The sequence below is a fragment of the Candidatus Methylomirabilota bacterium genome (assembly GCA_035709005.1).
Classification (GTDB): domain Bacteria; phylum Methylomirabilota; class Methylomirabilia; order Rokubacteriales; family CSP1-6; genus 40CM-4-69-5.
On sequence record DASTFB010000110.1, the window covers coordinates 14,520 to 33,166 of the forward strand.

At 68.8% G+C, this 18,647-nt stretch carries 13 protein-coding genes; 11 read left to right on the forward strand and 2 right to left on the reverse strand.

The features are described from left to right. Nucleotides 1-10: 10 nt before the first annotated feature. The 9 genes from zwf to VFR64_20330 all read left to right on the forward strand — a co-directional run bounded on the left by zwf (nt 11) and on the right by VFR64_20330 (nt 12,063). A complete protein-coding gene (gene zwf, locus VFR64_20290; protein ID HET9492077.1) occupies nt 11-1,552 on the forward strand; it encodes a glucose-6-phosphate dehydrogenase in 1,542 nt (513 codons plus the stop codon). After that, on the forward strand, nt 1,537-2,655 hold the full coding sequence (locus tag VFR64_20295; protein HET9492078.1) for a glucose-6-phosphate dehydrogenase assembly protein OpcA: 1,119 nt from the start codon (nt 1,537-1,539) through the stop codon (nt 2,653-2,655). Before zwf ends, VFR64_20295 begins: the two co-directional genes overlap by 16 nt. Nucleotides 2,656-2,662: 7 nt before the next feature. Next, nucleotides 2,663-3,418 carry a 6-phosphogluconolactonase gene (gene pgl, locus VFR64_20300; GenBank protein HET9492079.1) on the forward strand — a complete coding sequence of 252 codons (756 nt, stop codon included), beginning with the start codon at nt 2,663-2,665 and terminating at the stop codon, nt 3,416-3,418. Next, a complete protein-coding gene (gene fbp / locus VFR64_20305; protein HET9492080.1) occupies nt 3,415-4,413 on the forward strand; it encodes a class 1 fructose-bisphosphatase in 999 nt (332 codons plus the stop codon). Before pgl ends, fbp begins: the two co-directional genes overlap by 4 nt. 14 nt (nt 4,414-4,427) lie before the next feature. Further along, on the forward strand, nt 4,428-5,345 hold the full coding sequence (locus tag VFR64_20310) for a class I fructose-bisphosphate aldolase (GenBank protein HET9492081.1): 918 nt from the start codon (nt 4,428-4,430) through the stop codon (nt 5,343-5,345). After that, nucleotides 5,342-6,334 carry a glucokinase gene (gene glk, locus VFR64_20315; protein HET9492082.1) on the forward strand — a complete coding sequence of 331 codons (993 nt, stop codon included), beginning with the start codon at nt 5,342-5,344 and terminating at the stop codon, nt 6,332-6,334. The genes VFR64_20310 and glk overlap by 4 nt, the downstream gene beginning before the upstream one ends. A gap of 260 nt (nt 6,335-6,594) precedes the next feature. Continuing rightward, nucleotides 6,595-9,249, forward strand: coding sequence for a glucosidase (locus VFR64_20320; GenBank protein HET9492083.1), 2,655 nt, complete (start codon nt 6,595-6,597; stop codon nt 9,247-9,249). A 158-nt stretch (nt 9,250-9,407) separates the two neighbouring features. Further along, nucleotides 9,408-11,243: a glycoside hydrolase family 15 protein gene (locus tag VFR64_20325; protein ID HET9492084.1), complete on the forward strand. Its 1,836-nt coding sequence runs from the start codon at nt 9,408-9,410 to the stop codon at nt 11,241-11,243. 100 nt (nt 11,244-11,343) lie between these two features. Continuing rightward, nucleotides 11,344-12,063 carry an alpha/beta hydrolase gene (locus VFR64_20330; GenBank protein HET9492085.1) on the forward strand — a complete coding sequence of 240 codons (720 nt, stop codon included), beginning with the start codon at nt 11,344-11,346 and terminating at the stop codon, nt 12,061-12,063. A gap of 9 nt (nt 12,064-12,072) precedes the next feature. Here the strand turns inward: VFR64_20330 and VFR64_20335 are convergent, their stop codons facing one another. Both VFR64_20335 and VFR64_20340 read right to left on the reverse strand, forming a co-directional pair. Continuing rightward, the gene (locus VFR64_20335; GenBank protein ID HET9492086.1) at nt 12,073-14,133 is read right to left on the reverse strand and encodes a caspase family protein; all 2,061 of its coding nucleotides are present in this window, start codon (nt 14,131-14,133) and stop codon (nt 12,073-12,075) included. A 92-nt stretch (nt 14,134-14,225) separates the two neighbouring features. After that, complete coding sequence (locus VFR64_20340; GenBank protein ID HET9492087.1) at nt 14,226-15,596, reverse strand: autotransporter outer membrane beta-barrel domain-containing protein; 1,371 nt, start codon at nt 15,594-15,596, stop codon at nt 14,226-14,228. A 211-nt stretch (nt 15,597-15,807) separates the two neighbouring features. Between VFR64_20340 and VFR64_20345 the strand changes: the two genes are divergently transcribed. After that, nucleotides 15,808-16,470, forward strand: coding sequence for a hypothetical protein (locus VFR64_20345; protein HET9492088.1), 663 nt, complete (start codon nt 15,808-15,810; stop codon nt 16,468-16,470). Between the two features lie 21 nt (nt 16,471-16,491). Further along, nucleotides 16,492-18,579 carry an adenylate/guanylate cyclase domain-containing protein gene (locus VFR64_20350; GenBank protein HET9492089.1) on the forward strand — a complete coding sequence of 696 codons (2,088 nt, stop codon included), beginning with the start codon at nt 16,492-16,494 and terminating at the stop codon, nt 18,577-18,579. Nucleotides 18,580-18,647: the final 68 nt, after the last annotated feature.

Below are 18,647 nucleotides of genomic sequence, written 5' to 3' on the forward strand. Positions count from 1 at the left end.
GGATACGTCCATGGTCGAGGTGCGCGCGCCGAACCCTCTCACGGCAGGACTCGCGCAGAACCTGATCCCCCAGCCCTGCACGCTGGTGATCTTCGGTGGGGCCGGGGATCTGAGCGCTCGTAAGCTGCTGCCGGCTCTCTATAATTTGTCGGTCGACGGGTTACTGCCGGCCAACTTCGCGACGGTCGGCTTCGCCCGCGAGGAAATGGACGACGCGGCCTTCCGCGCTCACGCCCGAAAGGGCATCGAGCGCTTCTCGCGCCGTCCTCTCGACGAAGCGCACTGGGGGCAGTTTTCGCGATCGCTCTTCTACGTGCCCGGGATCTTCACGGACGCCCAGGCCTATGCTCAGCTCAGGCGGCGGCTGGAAAAGGTCGAGGCGGAGTTTGGGATTCCGGGAAATCGGGTCTTCTACCTCTCGATCCCGCCGAGCTTGATCGCCGCGTGCCTCCAGCAGCTGCGCGCGGGGGGGTTCGTGGCGGACCCGCACGAGGGGCCGATCTCCCGGGTGATCGTGGAGAAACCGGTCGGACGCGATCTGGCGAGCGCGCGTGAGATCAACGCCACGCTGGCCCAGACCTTCGATGAGTCGCAGACCTTCAGGATCGATCACTATCTCGGCAAGGAAACGGTCCAGAACATCCTCGTGCTTCGATTCGGGAACTCGGTGCTCGAGCCGCTGTGGAACGCGAAGTACGTGGATCACGTCCAGCTCACGGTCGCGGAGGAAGAGGGCGTCGGAGTCCGCGCCGGCTACTACGAAGAAGCGGGCGCGCTGCGCGACATGGTGCAGAACCACATTCTCCAGGTCCTGGCCCTCATCGCCATGGAGCCCCCCTGGTCGCTGGATGCCGAGAACGTCCGGGATGCGAAGCTGAACCTGCTGCGGTGCCTGCGGCCGCTGCGGGGGAGCGACGTGGATCGGCAGGTGGTGCGGGCCCAGTACGGTCCCGGTTACCTGCACGGCGAAGAGGTGCCGGGCTATCGGCGTGAGGACGGGGTGCGCCGGGATTCGACGACCGAGACGTACGTCGCCCTGAAGCTCTTCATCGACAACTGGCGCTGGGCGGGGGTGCCCTTCTACGTTCGAACGGGCAAGCGCCTGCCCAAGCGCGTCACCGAGGCGGCGATCCAGTTCAAGCCGGTGCCCGAGATCCTGTTCAACACCAGCCGGGATGCCCCGCTCGACCCGAACGTCCTGGCGCTCCGCATTCAGCCGGACGAAGGCTTCTCGATGCGCCTGTCGTCCAAGCTGCCCGGCCCCAAGGTACGGATCTACCCCGTCAAGATGGACTTCCGATACGGGGCCACCTTCGGGGACTCCTCGCTGGAGGCGTACGAGCGTCTGCTGCTCGACGTCATGGCCGGGGACGCGACCCTGTTCATGCGTCGGGACGCCGTGGAGGCGGCGTGGGCGTGGGTGACCGGCATGCTCGAGGCCTGGGAAGCGAGTCGCTCGCGCTATCTGCCCGAGTACCCGGCGGGCAACTGGGGCCCGGTCGAGGCCGATCGACTCATCGAGGCCGACGGCCGCACGTGGAGGACCCTCTGACGTCGGCGGCCGTGGTGGCGCGCGGGCCGGAGGCAGTGGGCCTCCGGGCGGTCGAGCAGGAGTTGGGGCGGCCGTGGTCATCGCCCGACGCCCTGGCCGGGGCGCCGAGCGCGCGGGCCCTGATGGGCAATCTCGTGATCGTTTGCCGGCGCGAGGAGGAGAAGGCGGACGTCGAGGAAGAGCTCGCGACGATCGTCTCGCAGTATCCGTCGCGCGTCCTCCTGCTCGTCGCCGATGCGGGGAGCCAGTCGGCAGAGATCGACGCCTCGGTCACGGTTTACCGCCGGGCGGGAGAAGCGTCCCAGCCAGCCTGCGGCGAGTGCGTGACCATCCGCGCGGGCAGCCACGCCATCGCGCGCCTGCCCTCCGCGGTTCGCGCGCTGCTGCTCGGCGACTTGCCGACGACGCTCTGGTGGGTCACGCCCGAGGCGCCGCCGCTGGCGGGCGAGCTGTTCGTCCAGCTCGCCGAGCTGGCCGGCCAGGTGATCTACGACAGTTTTGCCTGGACCGATCCGCTCAGGCAACTGGTCGTTGTCGCGAACTGGGTGGGCGGCGGCCGCCAGCCGGTGACCTCGGATCTCGCGTGGCGGCGCCCAAAGCTCTGGCATCGCATCATCGCCCAGTCGCTCGACCCCGGGCTAGCGCCGGGCGCTTTCGAGGCGATCAGCGCGGTGGCTGTCGAGCACGGCCCGCACGCGCTCACGCAGGCCTGGCTCCTCGCGGGATGGCTGGGGTTCCGCCTCGGATGGGTCCCGCGGGGCGGGAAGGTGCTGCCGGGCCCCGAGGTCTCGTGGGCATTCCAGTCGGCGCAGGGCGCGCCCCGCGTGGAGATCAGGCGCCTCGCCACGGGTGCCACCGATGTCCAGTCCGTCCGGGTCGTGACCAAGGTGAACGGGCGGCCGGTCACATTCCGGTTCACGCGAGAGGGACCGGGCCAGGTCACCGTGTTCGCCGAGGGGCTTGCCGATCGAACCCTGGGGCTGGCCGGCCCCGTGCAGAGCCGCGCCGCGCTCGTGGCGCGCCAACTCCCCGATCTCGCACGCGACCGACTCTTCGAGTCAAGCCTCGCGCTCGCGCGGACGATGGCCGAGACTGTTCTGTGACACCGCCATGAGTGCGGTTCGGATCCTGCCCGACGCCGAGACGTTGAGCCGCGCGGCGGCGCGGGAGTTCGTGGAGCTCAGTCAGCGGGCCGTCGTGGCCCGTGGACGCTTCGGCGTGGCGCTCGCGGGAGGCGTCACGCCGCGCCGCATCTACGAGCTGCTCGCCGAGCCCGAGCATCACGATCAGGTGGACTGGGCCCGCGTCGAGGTCTTCTGGGGTGACGAACGTCCCGTGCCGCCCGAGCACCCGGACTCGAACTACGGGATGGCCGCCGCGGCCTTGCTCACGAAGGTCGACCTGCGGCCGGAGCAGATTCATCGGATTCAGGCCGAGCGGCCGAACCGCCAGGCGGCGGCGTGCGACTACCAGGTCGAGATTGGCCGGGTCCTCGGGGTGAGCCCGGACGGGTCCCCCCCGGTATTCGACCTGATCCTGCTCGGGCTGGGAGCCGACGGCCACACCGCGTCGCTGTTCCCGAACACCGAGGCCCTGCGCGAGCGGCACCGCCACGTGGTGGCAAACCTCGTCCCGAAGCTCGGATCCGAGCGGATCACGCTCACCTTCCCGGTCATCAACCAGGCCAGCGATATCCTGGTCGTCGTGACGGGCGCCGAGAAGGCAGGGACCCTCCGGGCGGTGCTGGAAGGGCCGCGTGACGTCGAACGACTGCCCTCACAATCCCTCAACCCGGTGGCGGGGCGGCTCACGTGGCTGGTCGACCGAGCGGCAGCGAGCGAGCTGACCCCCTCAGGTGGCGCATGAACGAGATCAGCGCGCGCTTCGAACAGCACCTGCGAACAGACGCCGGAATCGGCGACCTGGCCCTCGTGTTGAACCAGATCGCCGTAGCCGGCAAGCTCCTCGCCCGGGAGTTGTCGCGGGCCAGCCTGATGGGCCGCCTCGGCACGACCGGTGAGGTGAACGTGCAGGGGGAGGTGGTCAAGAAGCTCGACGTCTGGGGCAACGACGTGATGGTCGGGGCGCTCAAGGCCAGCGGGGTCGTCTGCACGATGGTCTCCGAGGAAATGGACGAGCCGCTGCACGTCGCCGATCGCTGCGCCGCAGGCAAGTACGTGGTGTGCTTCGACCCGGTCGACGGGTCCTCCAACCTGGACATCAACGGCATCGTGGGCACGATCTTCTCCATCCGCCGCCAGCATGGACACGGAGGCGATCACGTCGCGCCGGACGCGATGCAGCCGGGGACGGCCCAGGTCGCGGCCGGCTACGTCATGTACGGGCCGAGCACGATGCTGGTCTACACGGCGGGGGCCGGTGTTCATGCCTTCACGCTCGATCCGACGATCGGCGAGTTCGTGCAGTCGTACCGAAAAATTCAGATTCCAAATCGCGGGCGCATTTACAGCGTGAACGAGGCGCACGCGCCGGCCTGGCAGCCGGGCATTCTCCGGTACATCGACTACCTGCGAGCCCGGGATCCGGCCACGGGACGCCCCTACACCGGGCGCTATGTGGGCTCGATGGTCGCCGACGTGCACCGCACGCTGCTCGAGGGGGGCATCTTCCTCTACCCCGCGGAGGTCGGCGCCGACGGAAAGGCAACCGGGAAGCTGAGACTCCAGTACGAAGCCGCGCCGATGGCGTTTGTCATCGAGCAGGCCGGTGGTAAGGCGAGCACAGGACGCGAGCGAATCCAGGACATCCGCCCCGGCTCCGTGCACCAGCGGATTCCGCTGGCCATCGGCAGCGCGGAGGACGTGGCCGTTGCAGAGGAGTTCGTGGCGGGTCGTCGCTGACACGGGGGCTGCTCATGAGCGATCGGGTCAAAGAGATCATCAGCTGGTACGGCGCCGACAATCCCGGCACTCTCACGAATCTCGCCTGTTTGATGAATCACGGCCGGCTGGCCGGCACGGGCCGGATGGTCATCCTGCCCGTGGACCAGGGCTTCGAGCACGGGCCAGCCCGGAGCTTCGCGCCGAATCCGCCGGCCTACGACCCGCGGTACCACTTCGAACTGGCGATCGAGTCCGGATGCAACGCGTATGCGGCGCCCCTGGGCTTCCTCGAGGCCGGGGCGCGCGAGTTCGCCGGGGAGGTGCCGCTGATTCTCAAGCTCAACGATCACGACGTCCTACTCGAGGAGCCGGATCCGACTCAGGCTCTGACCGGCAGTGTGGGCGACGCGCTGCGCCTCGGCTGCGTCGGCGTCGGGTTCACGATTTACCCGGGGTCGATTCATCGGCTCGAGATGTACAGCCAGATCCGGGCGCTCGCCGAGGAGGCCAAGCGCTACGGTCTCGTCGTGGTGATCTGGTCCTACCCGCGCGGCTCAGGGCTCTCGAAGGCGGGTGAGACGGCGATCGACGTCACCGCGTACGCGGCGCACATCGCGGCGCAGCTCGGTGCCCACATCATCAAGGTGAAGCTACCGACGGCCCACACTGAGCAGGAGGCCGCCAAGAAGGTGTACGAGAAGGAACGAGTCCCGGTGGGCACACTGGCCGAGCGCGTGCGTCATGTCGTCCAGTCCACCTTCAACGGGCGTCGGGTGGTGATCTTCTCGGGCGGGCCGACGCAGGAGCGCGACGAGGTGGTCTTCGAGGAGGCCCGAGCGATCCGCGACGGTGGGGGCTTCGGCTCGATCATCGGTCGGAACTCGTTTCAGCGCAAGAAGCCGGAAGCCCTGGCGTTCCTGAGGACGATCATGGAGATCTACGCGAAGTGACGACGATCCTGGCCGGAGACGTCGGCGGCACGAAGACGGTGGTGGCGCTCTTCGAAGAGGCGGAGGGCGCGCTCCGGCTGGTGCGCGACATGACGCTGCCGAGCCGCGAGTTCCCCGGTCTGGAACCGATCATTCGCCACTTCCTCGAGGCCGGCCCTACGCCGACGGTCGACGCAGCTTGTTTCGGCGTGGCCGGTGCGGTCATCGACGGACGATGCGAGGCGACGAACCTGCCCTGGGCGCTCGAGGAAAAGAGCCTGCTGGACACCATCCCGACGCCCCGGGCGATGCTCCTCAACGACCTCGAGGCTGCTGCCTGGGGGGTGATGGAGCTGCCCCCCAGGGACCTGCTGACACTGCAGGTCGGCGCCCCCCGGACGGGGAACATGGCGCTCATCGCCGCTGGCACGGGGCTCGGGGAAGCCCTGATCGTTTGCGACGGCATGCGTCGGATCGTGGTCGCGTCAGAGGGCGGTCACGCCGACTTCGCCCCCCGTACCGAGCGCCAGAGCGAGCTGCTTGCCTACCTCCGTGGCGAGTTCGGTCATGTCAGCTACGAGCGCCTGCTCTCCGGGCCCGGGCTGTTCAACATCTACCGCTTTCTGCGCGAGAGGAGCGGCGCGGCCGAGCCGCGGTGGCTCACTGAGCGCATGGACCGCCTGGGCAGTAGCGCCGCCATCTCGGAGGTCGCGCTCGCCGGCGAGCATCCACTTTGCGTCGAGGCGCTCGACCTGTTCGCCTCGATCTACGGTGCCGAGGCCGGGAACCTGGCTCTCAGGGCGCTCGCCGTGGGCGGCGTCTACGTCGGCGGGGGGATCGCGCCCAAGATCCGGACGAAGCTCGCCGGCGGCAGCTTCATCGCGGCATTCCGCGACAAGGGCCGCTTCGCTGGTCTGATGGAGTCGATCCCGGTGCGTCTGGCGCTCGATCCGCGAGCCCCGCTGCTCGGGGCGGCCCGCGTCGCCAGCGACGCGCACCTCGCGCGATAGCGCCCGGCCGATCGTCCCCTGTTCGCCCCAGGCCCGCGACCGGGATCAGCCCTTGACGCTCCGCGGAGCCTCCTTTTCTCGCGGGCGCCGACGCGCCGGGCCCGAGTTCCGGCGGAGGCGACCTCCGCCGCGCTTGACAATGATCGTTGGCGTCTCTAGTAATCGACCTCCGGAGGCACTCATGACGCATCAGCAACTGAACGGCCGCAACGGCGCTCGTCATCGGCATGAGGTTGAGCGCCCGGAAGGGATGCTCCCCGATGGCCGCCCGTTCTGAAGAGGAAAAGCGCCTCGCCGAGGCGCGCGCGCGGACAGCGCACTGGAAGCGGTGGGGCCCCTACCTGGCGGAGCGTCAGTGGGGAACGGTCCGCGAAGATTACTCCCCGCACGGCACCGCGTGGGACTACTTCCCGCACGACCACGCGCGGCGGCGGGCGTATCGCTGGGGCGAGGACGGCCTGCTCGGGATCTCCGACAATCACCAGTACCTGTGCTTCGCGCTAGCCCTCTGGAACGAGAAGGACCCTTTTCTCAAAGAGCGGCTATTCGGACTGTCGGCCCCCCAGGGCAACCACGGCGAGGACGTCAAGGAGTACTATTTCTACCTCGACTCGACGCCGACCCACTCCTACATGCGCGCGCTCTACAAATATCCCCAGGCCGAGTTCCCGTATGCCTGGCTCGTGGAAGAGAACGCGCGGCGAGGCCGCGAGGACCCGGAGTTCGAGCTGCTCGATACCGGGATCTTCGACGACGACCGCTATTTCGACGTGTTCGCCGAGTATGCGAAGGCCGCGCCCAACGACGTGCTGGTCCGCCTGACCGTGGTCAATCGCGGGCCGGAGACGGCCCCGCTCCACCTCCTGCCGACGCTTTGGTTCCGGAACACGTGGGCGTGGGACCGCGACGCCGAGCGACCGAGCCTCGGCTTCGGCGGCACGGTAGGCGGCGCCGGGCACCTGCGCGCCGAACACCCCGCCCTCACCGGGCTCTACCGCCTCTTCTACGAGGGCAACCCCGAACTGCTCTTCACCGAGAACGAGACGAACTTCCGGCGGCTGTACGGCACCGAGAATGCCCAGCGCTTCGTGAAGGACGCCTGCCACGACGCCGTCATTCACCGCCGGGCGTCAGCCGTCAACCCTGTGCCGGAGGGCACCAAGGCCGCGCTTCATTATTCGTTTCGCATCCCGCCCGGTCAGGCCGTCGTCGTGCGCCTCCGGCTCACCGACCGCTATCCGGAGGGTAACCCGTTCGGCGCCCTCTTCGACGCGGTGTACGCGCAGCGCCAAGAGGAGGCGGATGCCTTCTACGCCTCGGTCATCCCCCAGAAGCTCAGCGCTGACGCGCGAAGCGTCATGCGTCAGGCTCTGGCGGGGATGCTGTGGTCCAAGCAATGGTATCACTACGACGTGCGCCGTTGGTTGGACGGCGACCCCACACAGCCGCCGCCGTCCCCGGACCGCAAGCGGGCCCGTAACCGCGATTGGGCCCACCTCTACAACGACGATGTCATCTCGATGCCCGACAAGTGGGAGTACCCGTGGTATGCGGCCTGGGACCTCGCATTTCACACCGTGGCGCTCGCGCTGGTGGACCCGGATTTCGCCAAGGAGCAGCTCGTCCTGTTCCTGCGCGAGTGGTACATGCATCCGAACGGCCAGATCCCGGCCTACGAGTGGGCGTTCTCCGACGTCAACCCGCCCGTGCACGCCTGGGCCGCCTGGCGCATCTATAAGATCGAGCGGCGAATCCGCGGCCGCGCCGACCCTGAGTTCCTCGAACGCGTCTTCCACAAACTGCTCCTGAACTTCACCTGGTGGATCAACCGCAAGGACCCGGAAGGGAAGAACGTCTTCCAGGGCGGGTTCCTCGGGCTCGACAACATCGGCGTCTTCGACCGGAGCGCGCCGCTGCCTACCGGCGGAACGATCGAGCAGTCCGACGGCACGGCCTGGGTCGGCATGTACTGCCTCAACATGCTCGCCATGGCCCTCGAGCTGGCGCGCGACAACCCCGCCTACGAGGACGTCGCGTCGAAGTTCTTCGAACACTTCGTCTACATCGCGTACGCCATGAACAACATCGCCGGGGAGGGGATCCAGCTCTGGGACCGAGAGGACGGGTTCTTCTACGACGTGCTCCACTTTCCCGACGGCTTCGTCTGCCCGCTGAAGATCCGCTCGATGGTAGGGCTGATCCCCCTCCTCGCCGTCGAGACCCTCGAGCCCGAGATCATGACGGCGTTGCCGCGCTTCTCACGCCGGATGATGTGGTTCCTCAAGAACCGGCCGGATCTGCAACACCACGTCGTCCGGCAGGACACGCCCGACGGGACCACCCGCCGGCTGCTCGCGCTCGTCACCGACGTGCGGCTCGCGAGCGCGCTGCAGTACATGCTGGACGAACGGGAGTTCCTCGCCCCCCACGGGATCCGGTCGCTCTCCGAGTACCACCGCGATCACCCCTACGTCTTCCGCGTGCACGACCAGGAGTATCGGGTCCAGTACGACCCGGCGGAATCGACGACCTCGTGCTTCGGTGGCAACTCGAACTGGCGCGGCCCGATCTGGTTCCCGGTGAACTTCTTGTTGATCGAGGCGCTCCAGAAATTCGACCACTTCTATGGCCACCGCTTCAAGGTCGAGTTCCCGACGGGGTCTGGCCGACTGCTCACGCTCTGGGAAGTCGCCGCCGAGATCTCCCGGCGGCTGACCCACCTCTTCCTGCTCGGGCCGGATGGCCGCCGGCCCGTCCACGGCAGCGCGGAGAAGTTTCAGAGGGATCCGCACTGGCGCGACCTCGTTCTCTTTTACGAGTACTTCCGGGGCGACAGCGGTGCCGGGCTCGGCGCCAGCCATCAGACGGGCTGGACCGGCCTCGTGGCCAAGCTCCTCCAGCAGAGCGGCGAGTAGCGTTGCCGGGCCGCGACGATGGCGATCACCACGAACACGCGCTCAGCGGCGTCCCGGCCGCGGTGGCCTGGGGACACCAGCCGCCGAGTCCTGGCGCGTCGATGCCTGCTCTGGCGGGCGAGGGGGCCCGTGACCGAGCCCTGTAGGAGAGGCGGACTATGGCGTATCAGCCCATCGAGAACTACGGCATCATCGGGGACCTCCACACGGTGGCCCTGGTCGGCGTGGACGGATCCATCGACTGGCTCTGTCTCCCGCGGTTCGACTCGCCAAGCGTGTTCGCCGCCATCCTTGACGACACGAAAGGTGGACATTTTCGGATCGCGCCCGTGTACGGGGACGTGAGGCGGAAGCAGCTTTACTGGCCGGACACCAACGTTCTGATCACGCGCTTCCTCTCGCCCAACGGGGTGGCGGAGCTCACCGACTACATGCCGGTGGGGCGGGGGCCCGACGGAGACGGCCACCACCGAGTGGTGCGCCGTGTCACGGCTGTCCGGGGGAGCATCCCCTTCCGGATCGAGTGCTATCCGGCCTTCAACTACGCCCGCGATCCGCACGACACCTACGTGAGCACAGGGGGGGCGGTGTTCCGCTCGGCAGGTCTCAGTCTCGGCCTCGCCACACCGATCCCGCTCAAGGCCGACGACCGTGGCGTGGCCGCGGAGTTCACCCTCCACGACAACGAGAGCGCCACCTTCGTCCTCCAGCAAGTCCCGGCCGGGGTCGGCTGCGGGGTCAGCCTCTCCGAGACGGAGTCGGAGATGCTGTTCGAAGCGACGGTCGAGTACTGGCGACGGTGGATTGCCAAGTGTACCTATACCGGGCGCTGGCGGGAGATCGTTCGCCGCTCGGCGCTGGCGCTCAAGCTCCTCACGTACGAGCCCACCGGCGCGATCGTGGCGGCGCCGACGTGCAGCCTTCCCGAGTGCCTGGGCGGCGAGCGGAACTGGGACTATCGGTACACCTGGATCCGCGACGCGGCGTTCACCGTCTACGGGCTCCTCAGGCTCGGCTTCACCGAGGAGGCGGCTCGCTTCATGGGATGGATCGAGGCCCGCTGCCACGAACTGAATCCAGACGGATCGCTCCAGATCATGTACGGGATCGACGGGCGCCACACCCTCACCGAGGAAAGCCTCGATCACCTGGATGGCTACCGGGGCTCTCGTCCCGTGCGCATCGGCAATGGCGCGTACAGCCAACTCCAGCTGGATATCTATGGGGAGCTGATGGACTCCGTCTACCTCTACAACAAGCACGGCAGCCCGATCTCCTACGACTTCTGGGTTCATCTCCGCCGGCTCACCAACTGGGTCTGCGACAACTGGCAGCGCCAGGACGATGGGGTCTGGGAGTCCCGTGGTGGCCGGCAGCACTTCGTCTACTCCAAGCTCATGTGCTGGGTCGCGGTGGATCGCGCCTTGCGTCTCGCCGACAAGCGCTCGTTCCCGGCCGACCGCGAGCGGTGGTCGAAGACCCGCGACCAGATTTACGAGGAGATCATGACCGAGGGGTGGAGCCCGGGCCGACAGGCCTTCGTCCAGCATTACGGCAGCGCCAGCCTGGACGCCGCGAATCTCATCATGCCCCTCGTGTTCTTTCTGTCGCCGACCGATGGCCGCATGCTGAGGACCCTGGAGGCCATTCTCGCGCCCCCCGAGCGCGGGGGGCTCGTCTCCAACAGCCTCGTCTACCGCTACAACGTGAACGAGACGCCCGATGGGCTCACTGGCGAGGAAGGGACCTTCAACATCTGCACGTTCTGGTTAGTCGAGGCCATGACGCGGGCAGGGCGGAATGACCGCGCGCTGCTCGAGCGGGCACGCCTCATGTTCGAGCAAATGCTCGGCTACGCCAGTCACCTGGGCCTGTACGCCGAGGAAACGGGCCCGACCGGCGAGGGGCTGGGGAACTTCCCCCAGGCCTTCACACACCTGGCGGTGATCAGCGCGGCCTACAACCTGGACCGGGCGCTCGGCGCCCGCGGGTAGCGCGATCGATCAACGACAACTGGCCACGGCTCTGCTGGCCACCGTTCTCGTCGCGCCAGCGTGCCGGGCGCCGGCCCAGATCTTCGCGGAGCGCGCGCTCGTGTCTAGGATGCGCGCGGAGATCGTCCCTGGCGCGCCCTTCGACCATGTGGTGTTCTGGCCGCCTGGCCCGGCCTCGCGAACCCTGCACGTTTACATCGACGGCGATGGCACCCCGTGGGTCCAGGGCCGCCCCGCCCACGACCCGACGCCCCGCAATCCGCTCATGCTGCGCCTGATGAACCTCGATCCGAACCCGCGTGTCTACCTCGGCCGGCCGTGTTATCACGGGCTCGCCACAAGACCGCCCTGCTCGGCCGCAATGTGGACCCGAGAGCGCTACTCGGAGCGGGTGGTCGTGAGCATGGCCGCCGCGCTCCGCCAGGTGATCGGCAAGCGAGGGGTCACCCGGGTCGCCTGGTTCGGCTACAGCGGGGGAGGGACTCTGGTCCTGCTGCTGGCTCCGCGATTCGCCGAGACGGCCGCCGTCGTCACCGTAGCGGGCAACCTCGACATCGACGCGTGGGCGGACCTGCACGGCTACTCTCGCCTCGTCGGATCGCTGAACCCCGCCACGCACTCCTGGGCCTTCAGCCAGGTGTACGAGCGCCATTACGTCGGCGGTGTCGATCGGATCGTGCCGAGGACCATCGTCGACCGAGCCGGGGTCCGGCCGGAGACGGTGACGGTGATCCCGACCTATGACCACGTCTGCTGCTGGGAGACGATCTGGCCGGCTGTCGTGTCGCAGGTCACGCAGGCGCTGGGGCCGGAACGCTGACCCAGCAGCTCAGGGGGCTTGCTTCTCGTCGATACGGTTCGAAGCCCGAACGAAGAAGAAGTCCCCCGACTCGTGACCCGCGAACTTGATCGGCGCGTACTCGGGAACCTGTTGAACGTCCACCCCGTGTGCGACCGAGGTGACCCTCAGCCGTAGCAGCTGGAACAGTTCCTGGCCCGACAGCACGCCCACGTTGCTCCGGAGCAGCTCGAGGAAGATCTGGGCGAAGGCCGAGTGCGGACCGCCGGCGCTGTCGATGACGGGCTCCACGCCGCCGGAGGTCATCACCATTCGCGAGCGCTTTTCCGCCATGAGCTGCAGCAGCTTGGCGAACTTCTCGTTGCTGATCCCTGGTTCCAGCTGGCCCAGGACCGACCGCGTGAGAGTGCCGGCGTAGCAGGAGTCGGCGACCACCAGCAGCTGCCGAACCGCCATCGCGTTCAGGATGTCGGTGATCGCGATGTTGGAGATCCAGTTCGCCGAGCTGTTGGGCTCGGCGTCGACCGGGAGCCAGTGCCCACGCTGGTTGCGCTGGTCCAGCTCGCCGTGTCCGGCGTAATAGATCAAGAAATTGTCCTTGTCCGTGAGCCGCTCGCGGATCTGGTTGAGGGTGGACAGGGTCTGGTAGCGGTCCGCGTTGAGCAGGAGCGTGACCTCGAAGCCGTACTGACTCTCGAGGACGCGCGCCACCTCGCGGGCGTCGTTGACCGCCGTCTTCAGCTTCCGCAGGTGCCGGTACTCGTTGTTCCCGATGACCAGCGCCCGGTAGTTGCCGACGGCGATCTTGGGCGGCCGGGGCCGGCCGATCCGGTCGCGTCTTCCGTCGGGGGCGGGGGAGGTGGCCCTGTTCGCCACGACAAACTCGAGCACGGCCTTCAGGCCCGCCCGGTCGACGGCGACGATCCGGACGCGCTCGGAGGGCTGCCGGACGGCGACATCACTCCTGAAGAGGTTGCCGCCCTTGAGCGCCTCCTCCCGGCCGTTGACGGTGACCGACAGCAGACCGTCAGCGCTGGTGACGCGGCCGACGACGGTGATCCGCTCGCCGGCCACCGGCACCCGGGCCTCGGGGAGCGTGGCCGTCGCGCTCCGGGTGAGCACCAGCTCCGGCTCGATCAGCTCGATCTGGGGCGGCGTCCCGGCCGTCCGCCTTCGCAGACGCTCGAGCTCGGAGCGCCGGGCGGCCGATTCCGATTCCAGTCGCGCCAGCGTCGCCCGCAGCTCCCCCAGCTCGCGGTCTTTGCCGACGAGCCGCGCCTCGCCCTCGGCGACCAACCGCTCGAGGTCGCGAAGCTCCGCCGTGGCCGCCTTCCCCTTGGCTCGCGAGGCCTCGAGCTCCTTGCGCATCCGCGCGACGTCCGTGCGCTCCCGTTCAGCCTCGCTCCCCCGCTGCTCGAGCTGCTGGCGCAGGGCCTTCACGTCAGAGAGCGTGCGGTTCAGTTCGTCCTGCTTGGTCTGCAGGTCACGCTTCAGCCCCGCGACCTGTTCCCGGAGCTGTTGCACCTCGGCCGCCGCCCCGCTGGTGGGGGCGGTGATCTGGAAGTCGACATCCGGCAAGCCTGCGGCGCGGCGATACCACTGCAGGGCCTGGGAGGGATCCTTGGGAACGCCGAGCCCCCGTTCGTACAGGTTGCCGAGGTTGATGGCGGCGCGCGAGTGGCCCTGCGCGGCGGCACGCCGGTACCACTCCGCGGCCGCCCCGTAATCGGGCGGCACGCCGAGGCCTTTCTCGAAGATCTCGCCGACGTACGTTTGGGCATCCGCGTCGCCCTGTTGCGCGGGCGCGAGCCAGACCTTCAACGCGGTCGCGTAGTTGGCCCGGTCGAACGCGACGTACTCGCCGCCGCGGATCTCGCAGTCCCGGGCCGATGTCTTGACCGGCCGGCGGGGGGCGAGGAAGGTCAAGCGACTCCCGAGGCGTCGGACCTGCCCCGGGAGCAGGCAGTCGATGATGAGGAATTCGTCGACCTTGGCTGTTCCGGTCTGCTTGGCGACGGCCTCGTCCACGCCTCGCGGGGCTCCCGGAAGACCGGTGCCGACCAGCGCGAGCACCAAGGCCAACGCCGTCACCGCCCGGCCCCCTCGCCATCGTGGGGATCGCTCTCTCAAACCGCGTGCCGTCCGCTCATGCATGACATAACCCCAACAACGCCCGCGTATGACTAGAACTCCATCCGGACCCCGCCGGTGAAGGCGTGGTGAGTCACATCCCGTAATCCTAGCACTGTCTCATAATTCACGAACGCCGACACGCCTCGGCTGAACACGGCTGACGCGCCGGCGGCCACCGCGACGTAGTCGCGGTCGGGATCATCGGTGGGGATCGCAAAGAACGTGTTGAAGGGGTCGTTCGCATACTTCGCCGTGATCGTCGTGCCGTTGTTCTCGAATTCGTGCCGCCATTCCGACCGTATCTGGGGGACGAGGACCCCGAAGGGGACACTGAAGGCCATCGACGCCTGCGCCCCCACGGCGGTCACCAGCGACTCCACGTCCTGCTCGCCCACGTCGAGGTCGAGCCCTTCCGCGCCGCGCTCGCGATAGCGATCGACCTGGAGGTTGAGATACTCGGCCCGCACCAGGGGGGTGATGGTCACCCGGCCGACCGGGATCTCGTAGCCGACGCCCAGGTTGACCGTGTACTGGTCGCCGTCCGTCTCCCCTCGGGCGGTGCGGTCGAACGTCGCGTACACGATCCGCCGGGTCGTGTCGTAGTCGATGAACTCGTAGCTGCCGTGGGCGTCGACGAAAAACCTGCCGAGGTAGTAGGTCCCGTACAGCGAAGCCCCGTAGGCCTGGCTGTCGACTTCGCCCAAGCCGAGATCGATGTCGACATCGGTCTGCGAGTAGTGGAAGGCGAGGCCGAGGACCAGGCTGTCAGTGACGCGGTAATCGGCGCCCGCCGTGAACCCGAACCGGTCGAAGTCGAATCCTTCTTCGCGGGAGGTGCGGTCCCTGTCGCCGAAATCGTATTCCCCGTTCAGGAAGATGCCGAGGCGCCCGAAGGGGCCGCGGTCGGCGCTGGCCCCGCCACCGCTCTCGGTCAAGCCGAGCAGGCGCCCTGCGGAGACCATAGCCTGGTCGACGCCGATCTTCAGGCCGCTGAGGCTGAGGCCACTGGCCCCCGCCCGCACCGCGCGCAGGCGGGCCCCGATCGCCCGGGCTGGAGTCGTCCCCGTCTCGACCGACAGCGTCCCCAGGGTGCTCGCCTCCTCGGGCGCGACCGCCCCCAGGGCATCGGCCAGCTCGGCATTCGAGAGGCCGAGGGAAAGGTTGGTCGGCATATCCCCCTGGAGCTCGTTCGCGGTCTGGCGCATCTCGCTGCAGCGGTCCAGAAGGTCGATCTGGACCGGGTTCAGCGTGGACCTCGCCGCGGCGAGCCTCGGACAGACGATGTCGATGGCGGCCGCCATGGCGAACTGAAACGGCGTCAACCCGGGCACCAGCCGCAGCTCGCCCCCCTCACCGAGGGCGGGCCAGCTTACCACGACGATCCACGCGGTCAGCAGGATCGCTGCGCGACGGGTTCTCACGAAGGGTCGCCCTCGCCCCAGCATCGTCCGGTCTCCTCGCCGATGATCGTGAGCACCATCTACTGTTCCGCGTCCCTGAAAGCTCAGGAAATCTACTATGAAGCCTGCCCCACCGCAACAGTGGTCTTCCTGCCGGCGCCGTCGCCTGAACGCCCTTTTAGTCGCCTGAACGCCCTTTTAATTGTCGGCGTTTCGTCGCAGAATAGGCCTTGTGCGCGGCACGCGGTTCTGGCCCCTCTCCCTCATGCTCGGCACGATGCTGACCGTGCTGGTTGCCGTCGCCCCGGCCCAGCTCCGGCAGGCGGCGGGCTTCGTTCTCGAGGTCTCCGGGCCCAGCACGCCCGCCCTCATTCCGTACACCGAGATCGCGGACCAGACCACGATCCGCCTCGGCCCCCGGAGCCGCCTCGTGTTCGTTCATTACCGCACCTGCCGCACGGTGACGCTCGTGGGGGGCCAGCTGACCGCCGGTGTCGAGGGGTATCGTGTCTCCGGTGGCACGCAATCCAAGAAGGACACGCCGTGCCCTCGCGCCATCAAGCTCGTGGCCGCGGGCGAGACCGCCGGCGTCCTGCTCCGAAGCGGGGCCGAGGTGCGGCTGCCGGTGGAGCCCGCGTTCGTCGTCGTCGGCCCGCGAGCCGGCGATGTCGCGTCGGTCCGGATCACGCGCGGCGACGAGACGTTGGTCGAGGCTGCGCTCGAGAACCGGCGCTTCCGCTGGCCGAGCGGCAGCCGCGCGCTCCGCCCCGGCACGCAGTACGACCTCGTGTTCACCTTCAAGGAGCAGGGGACCAAGCCGCGCACGCTCGCGTTCCTGACCGATCCAGGCGGTACGGTCGTCGAGCCGCGACTCACGCTGATCACCGTGGAGTAGGGCCCCGGCAGGCCTGCCTGGATGTCCGCGAGGCGCCGGTATCGGGAGCTCGCCACGCTCGCGTACGCGCTCGCGGCGCTCGTCCTGCCCCTGCTGGCCGATGGCCCGACCGCACCCGACGGTCCCCTCCTCGACGTCCTGGTGGCGGCGCGGGCCGCCCTGGCCGGGCCGGCGGCGAGCCTGGACGAGCCGTCGTCGGTCGCCGTCATCGCGCTCGACGAGGGAAGCCTCTTTCGCTCGGAGCTCAGCGCCTACCCCAGGGTGTTGCTCGCCCCGGTCTGGGCTCCGATCCTGGACGGCCTTGCCGCTGCCGACGTACGGGCGGTGGGCTTCGACATCATCCTCGCCTGGAGCGCCAGCGTGCTGGCGCCCCAGTTCGATCGCCCCTTGCTCGAGGCCCTGGCGCGCCACGGGGAGCACGTCGTGCTGGCGCGCTCGGCGGCGACGCTTCCGGCGCGCCCGTACCTGGCGGCGCTGCGCTTCGACGAACGCGCCCTTGGCGTGGTCGACCTCGTCGCTGATCCCGACGGGAGTTACCGCCGCGTGCCCTCGAGCCACCCGACGGAAGCGGGTGAATCCCACCCGAGCTTCGTGGCGGCGCTGCTCCGTCGGTCCGGGGCCACGATGCCGGCTTCCCTCGTGCTCGCCCCGCGCCGCCACCCCGAAGGGGTCCCCACCTACGCGCTGGCGGACGTCTACCGTTGTGCGCGCGAGGCGCCCGAGGCACTGGTCCAGGCGTTCCGGGGCAAAGTCGTCCTAGCCGGGACCGTGCTCCCCGAGGAGGACCGCAAGATGTCCACCGGCCGCTTCCTCAAGCCGCCGACAGCGCCGGGGCCCCTGCTCCATCCCTGTGGACTGCGCCGCCTCCCGGCCTCGGCACCGCACAGCGCGTCCGTTCCGGGCGTCTCTCTGCACGCTGCGGCAGTGGCCGCCGTGCTTGAAGGCCGTGTCACCGCCACGGCGGGGCCTCTGGTGGTTGCGGCCGCCGCAGCCCTCGCCGCGGCGGGTGGCGCCGTAGCCGGGCTCCTGCTCTCTCCGTGGATCGCTGCCCTCGCGGTCGTCGTGGGCGCGCTCGCCATCATGGCGTCCGCCATCGCCGCGCTGGCGCGTGACCTGTGGATCCCGGTGGCAGTGCCTCTCCTGGTCCTGGTCGGCGCCCCACCGCTCGCGTACGTCGTCAGGTACTTCGTGGAGGAACGCGCCCGCCTGCGACTCCAGCGTGCGTTCGGCCACTACGTGAGCCCGACGCTGGTCGCGCGCCTGGCGCAGGACCCTTCGGCGCTCCGACTCGGCGGGGAGCGTCGCGAGGTCACTGTGATGTTCGCTGACCTCTCGGGCTTCACGGCCCTGTCGGGCAAGGTCGAGCCGGAGGTGCTGGTGCGGCTCACCAACGAGTACCTCGGCTACATCGCCGACGCGGTCGAGGCGACCGGCGGATACGTGGACAAGTTCATCGGGGACGCGGTGATGGCGATCTGGGGCGCCCCCCTGGCGCATCCCGAGCACGCCGCCAGCGGCGTCCGCGCGGCGCTGGCGGCCGCCGCCCGCGTCGAGGACGCGCGGCAGGCGGCTACGGCGCGGGGCGAGCCGGGCTTTTCCGTCAAAATAGCGCTGAACTCCGGCGAGGTGATCGTCGGCAACGTCGGCACCGATCGGCGCTACAACTACACCGCTGTAGGCGAGACGGTGAACCTCGCGTCCCGCCTCGAGAGCGTCCCGGGACTCTACGGCTGCAAGGTCGTGCTCGGCCCCTCCACGGCGGCCCTGGCGGGCAAGGCTTTTCTCGTGCGTGAGCTCGACTGGATCAAGGTCAAGGGCGCCGACCTACCGCTCACAATCTTCGAGCCTCTCGGCGAGCGCGCCCAGGCCGACCCCGCACTCGTCGAGCGCGCGCGGCGCTTCGCAGAAGCCCTCGAGCATTACCGGGCCATGCGCTTCGAGGTGGCACGATGCATTTGGGAGGAGCTCGCTCGCGCCGAACAGAACGCCGGGGAAGCTCCACGACAGCTGCCGACGCCCGCCGCCGTGATGGCGGCGCGGGCCCGTGCCTACGCGGCGGCGCTGCCGCCGGCCCCTTGGGACGGCGTCTGGGTCCTCAGCGGGAAGTGACCTGAGACGCTACGGGCTTCGCCGTCAGCGTTGGGAGGATAGGTAACACACGGCCCCGCCACAGCCTC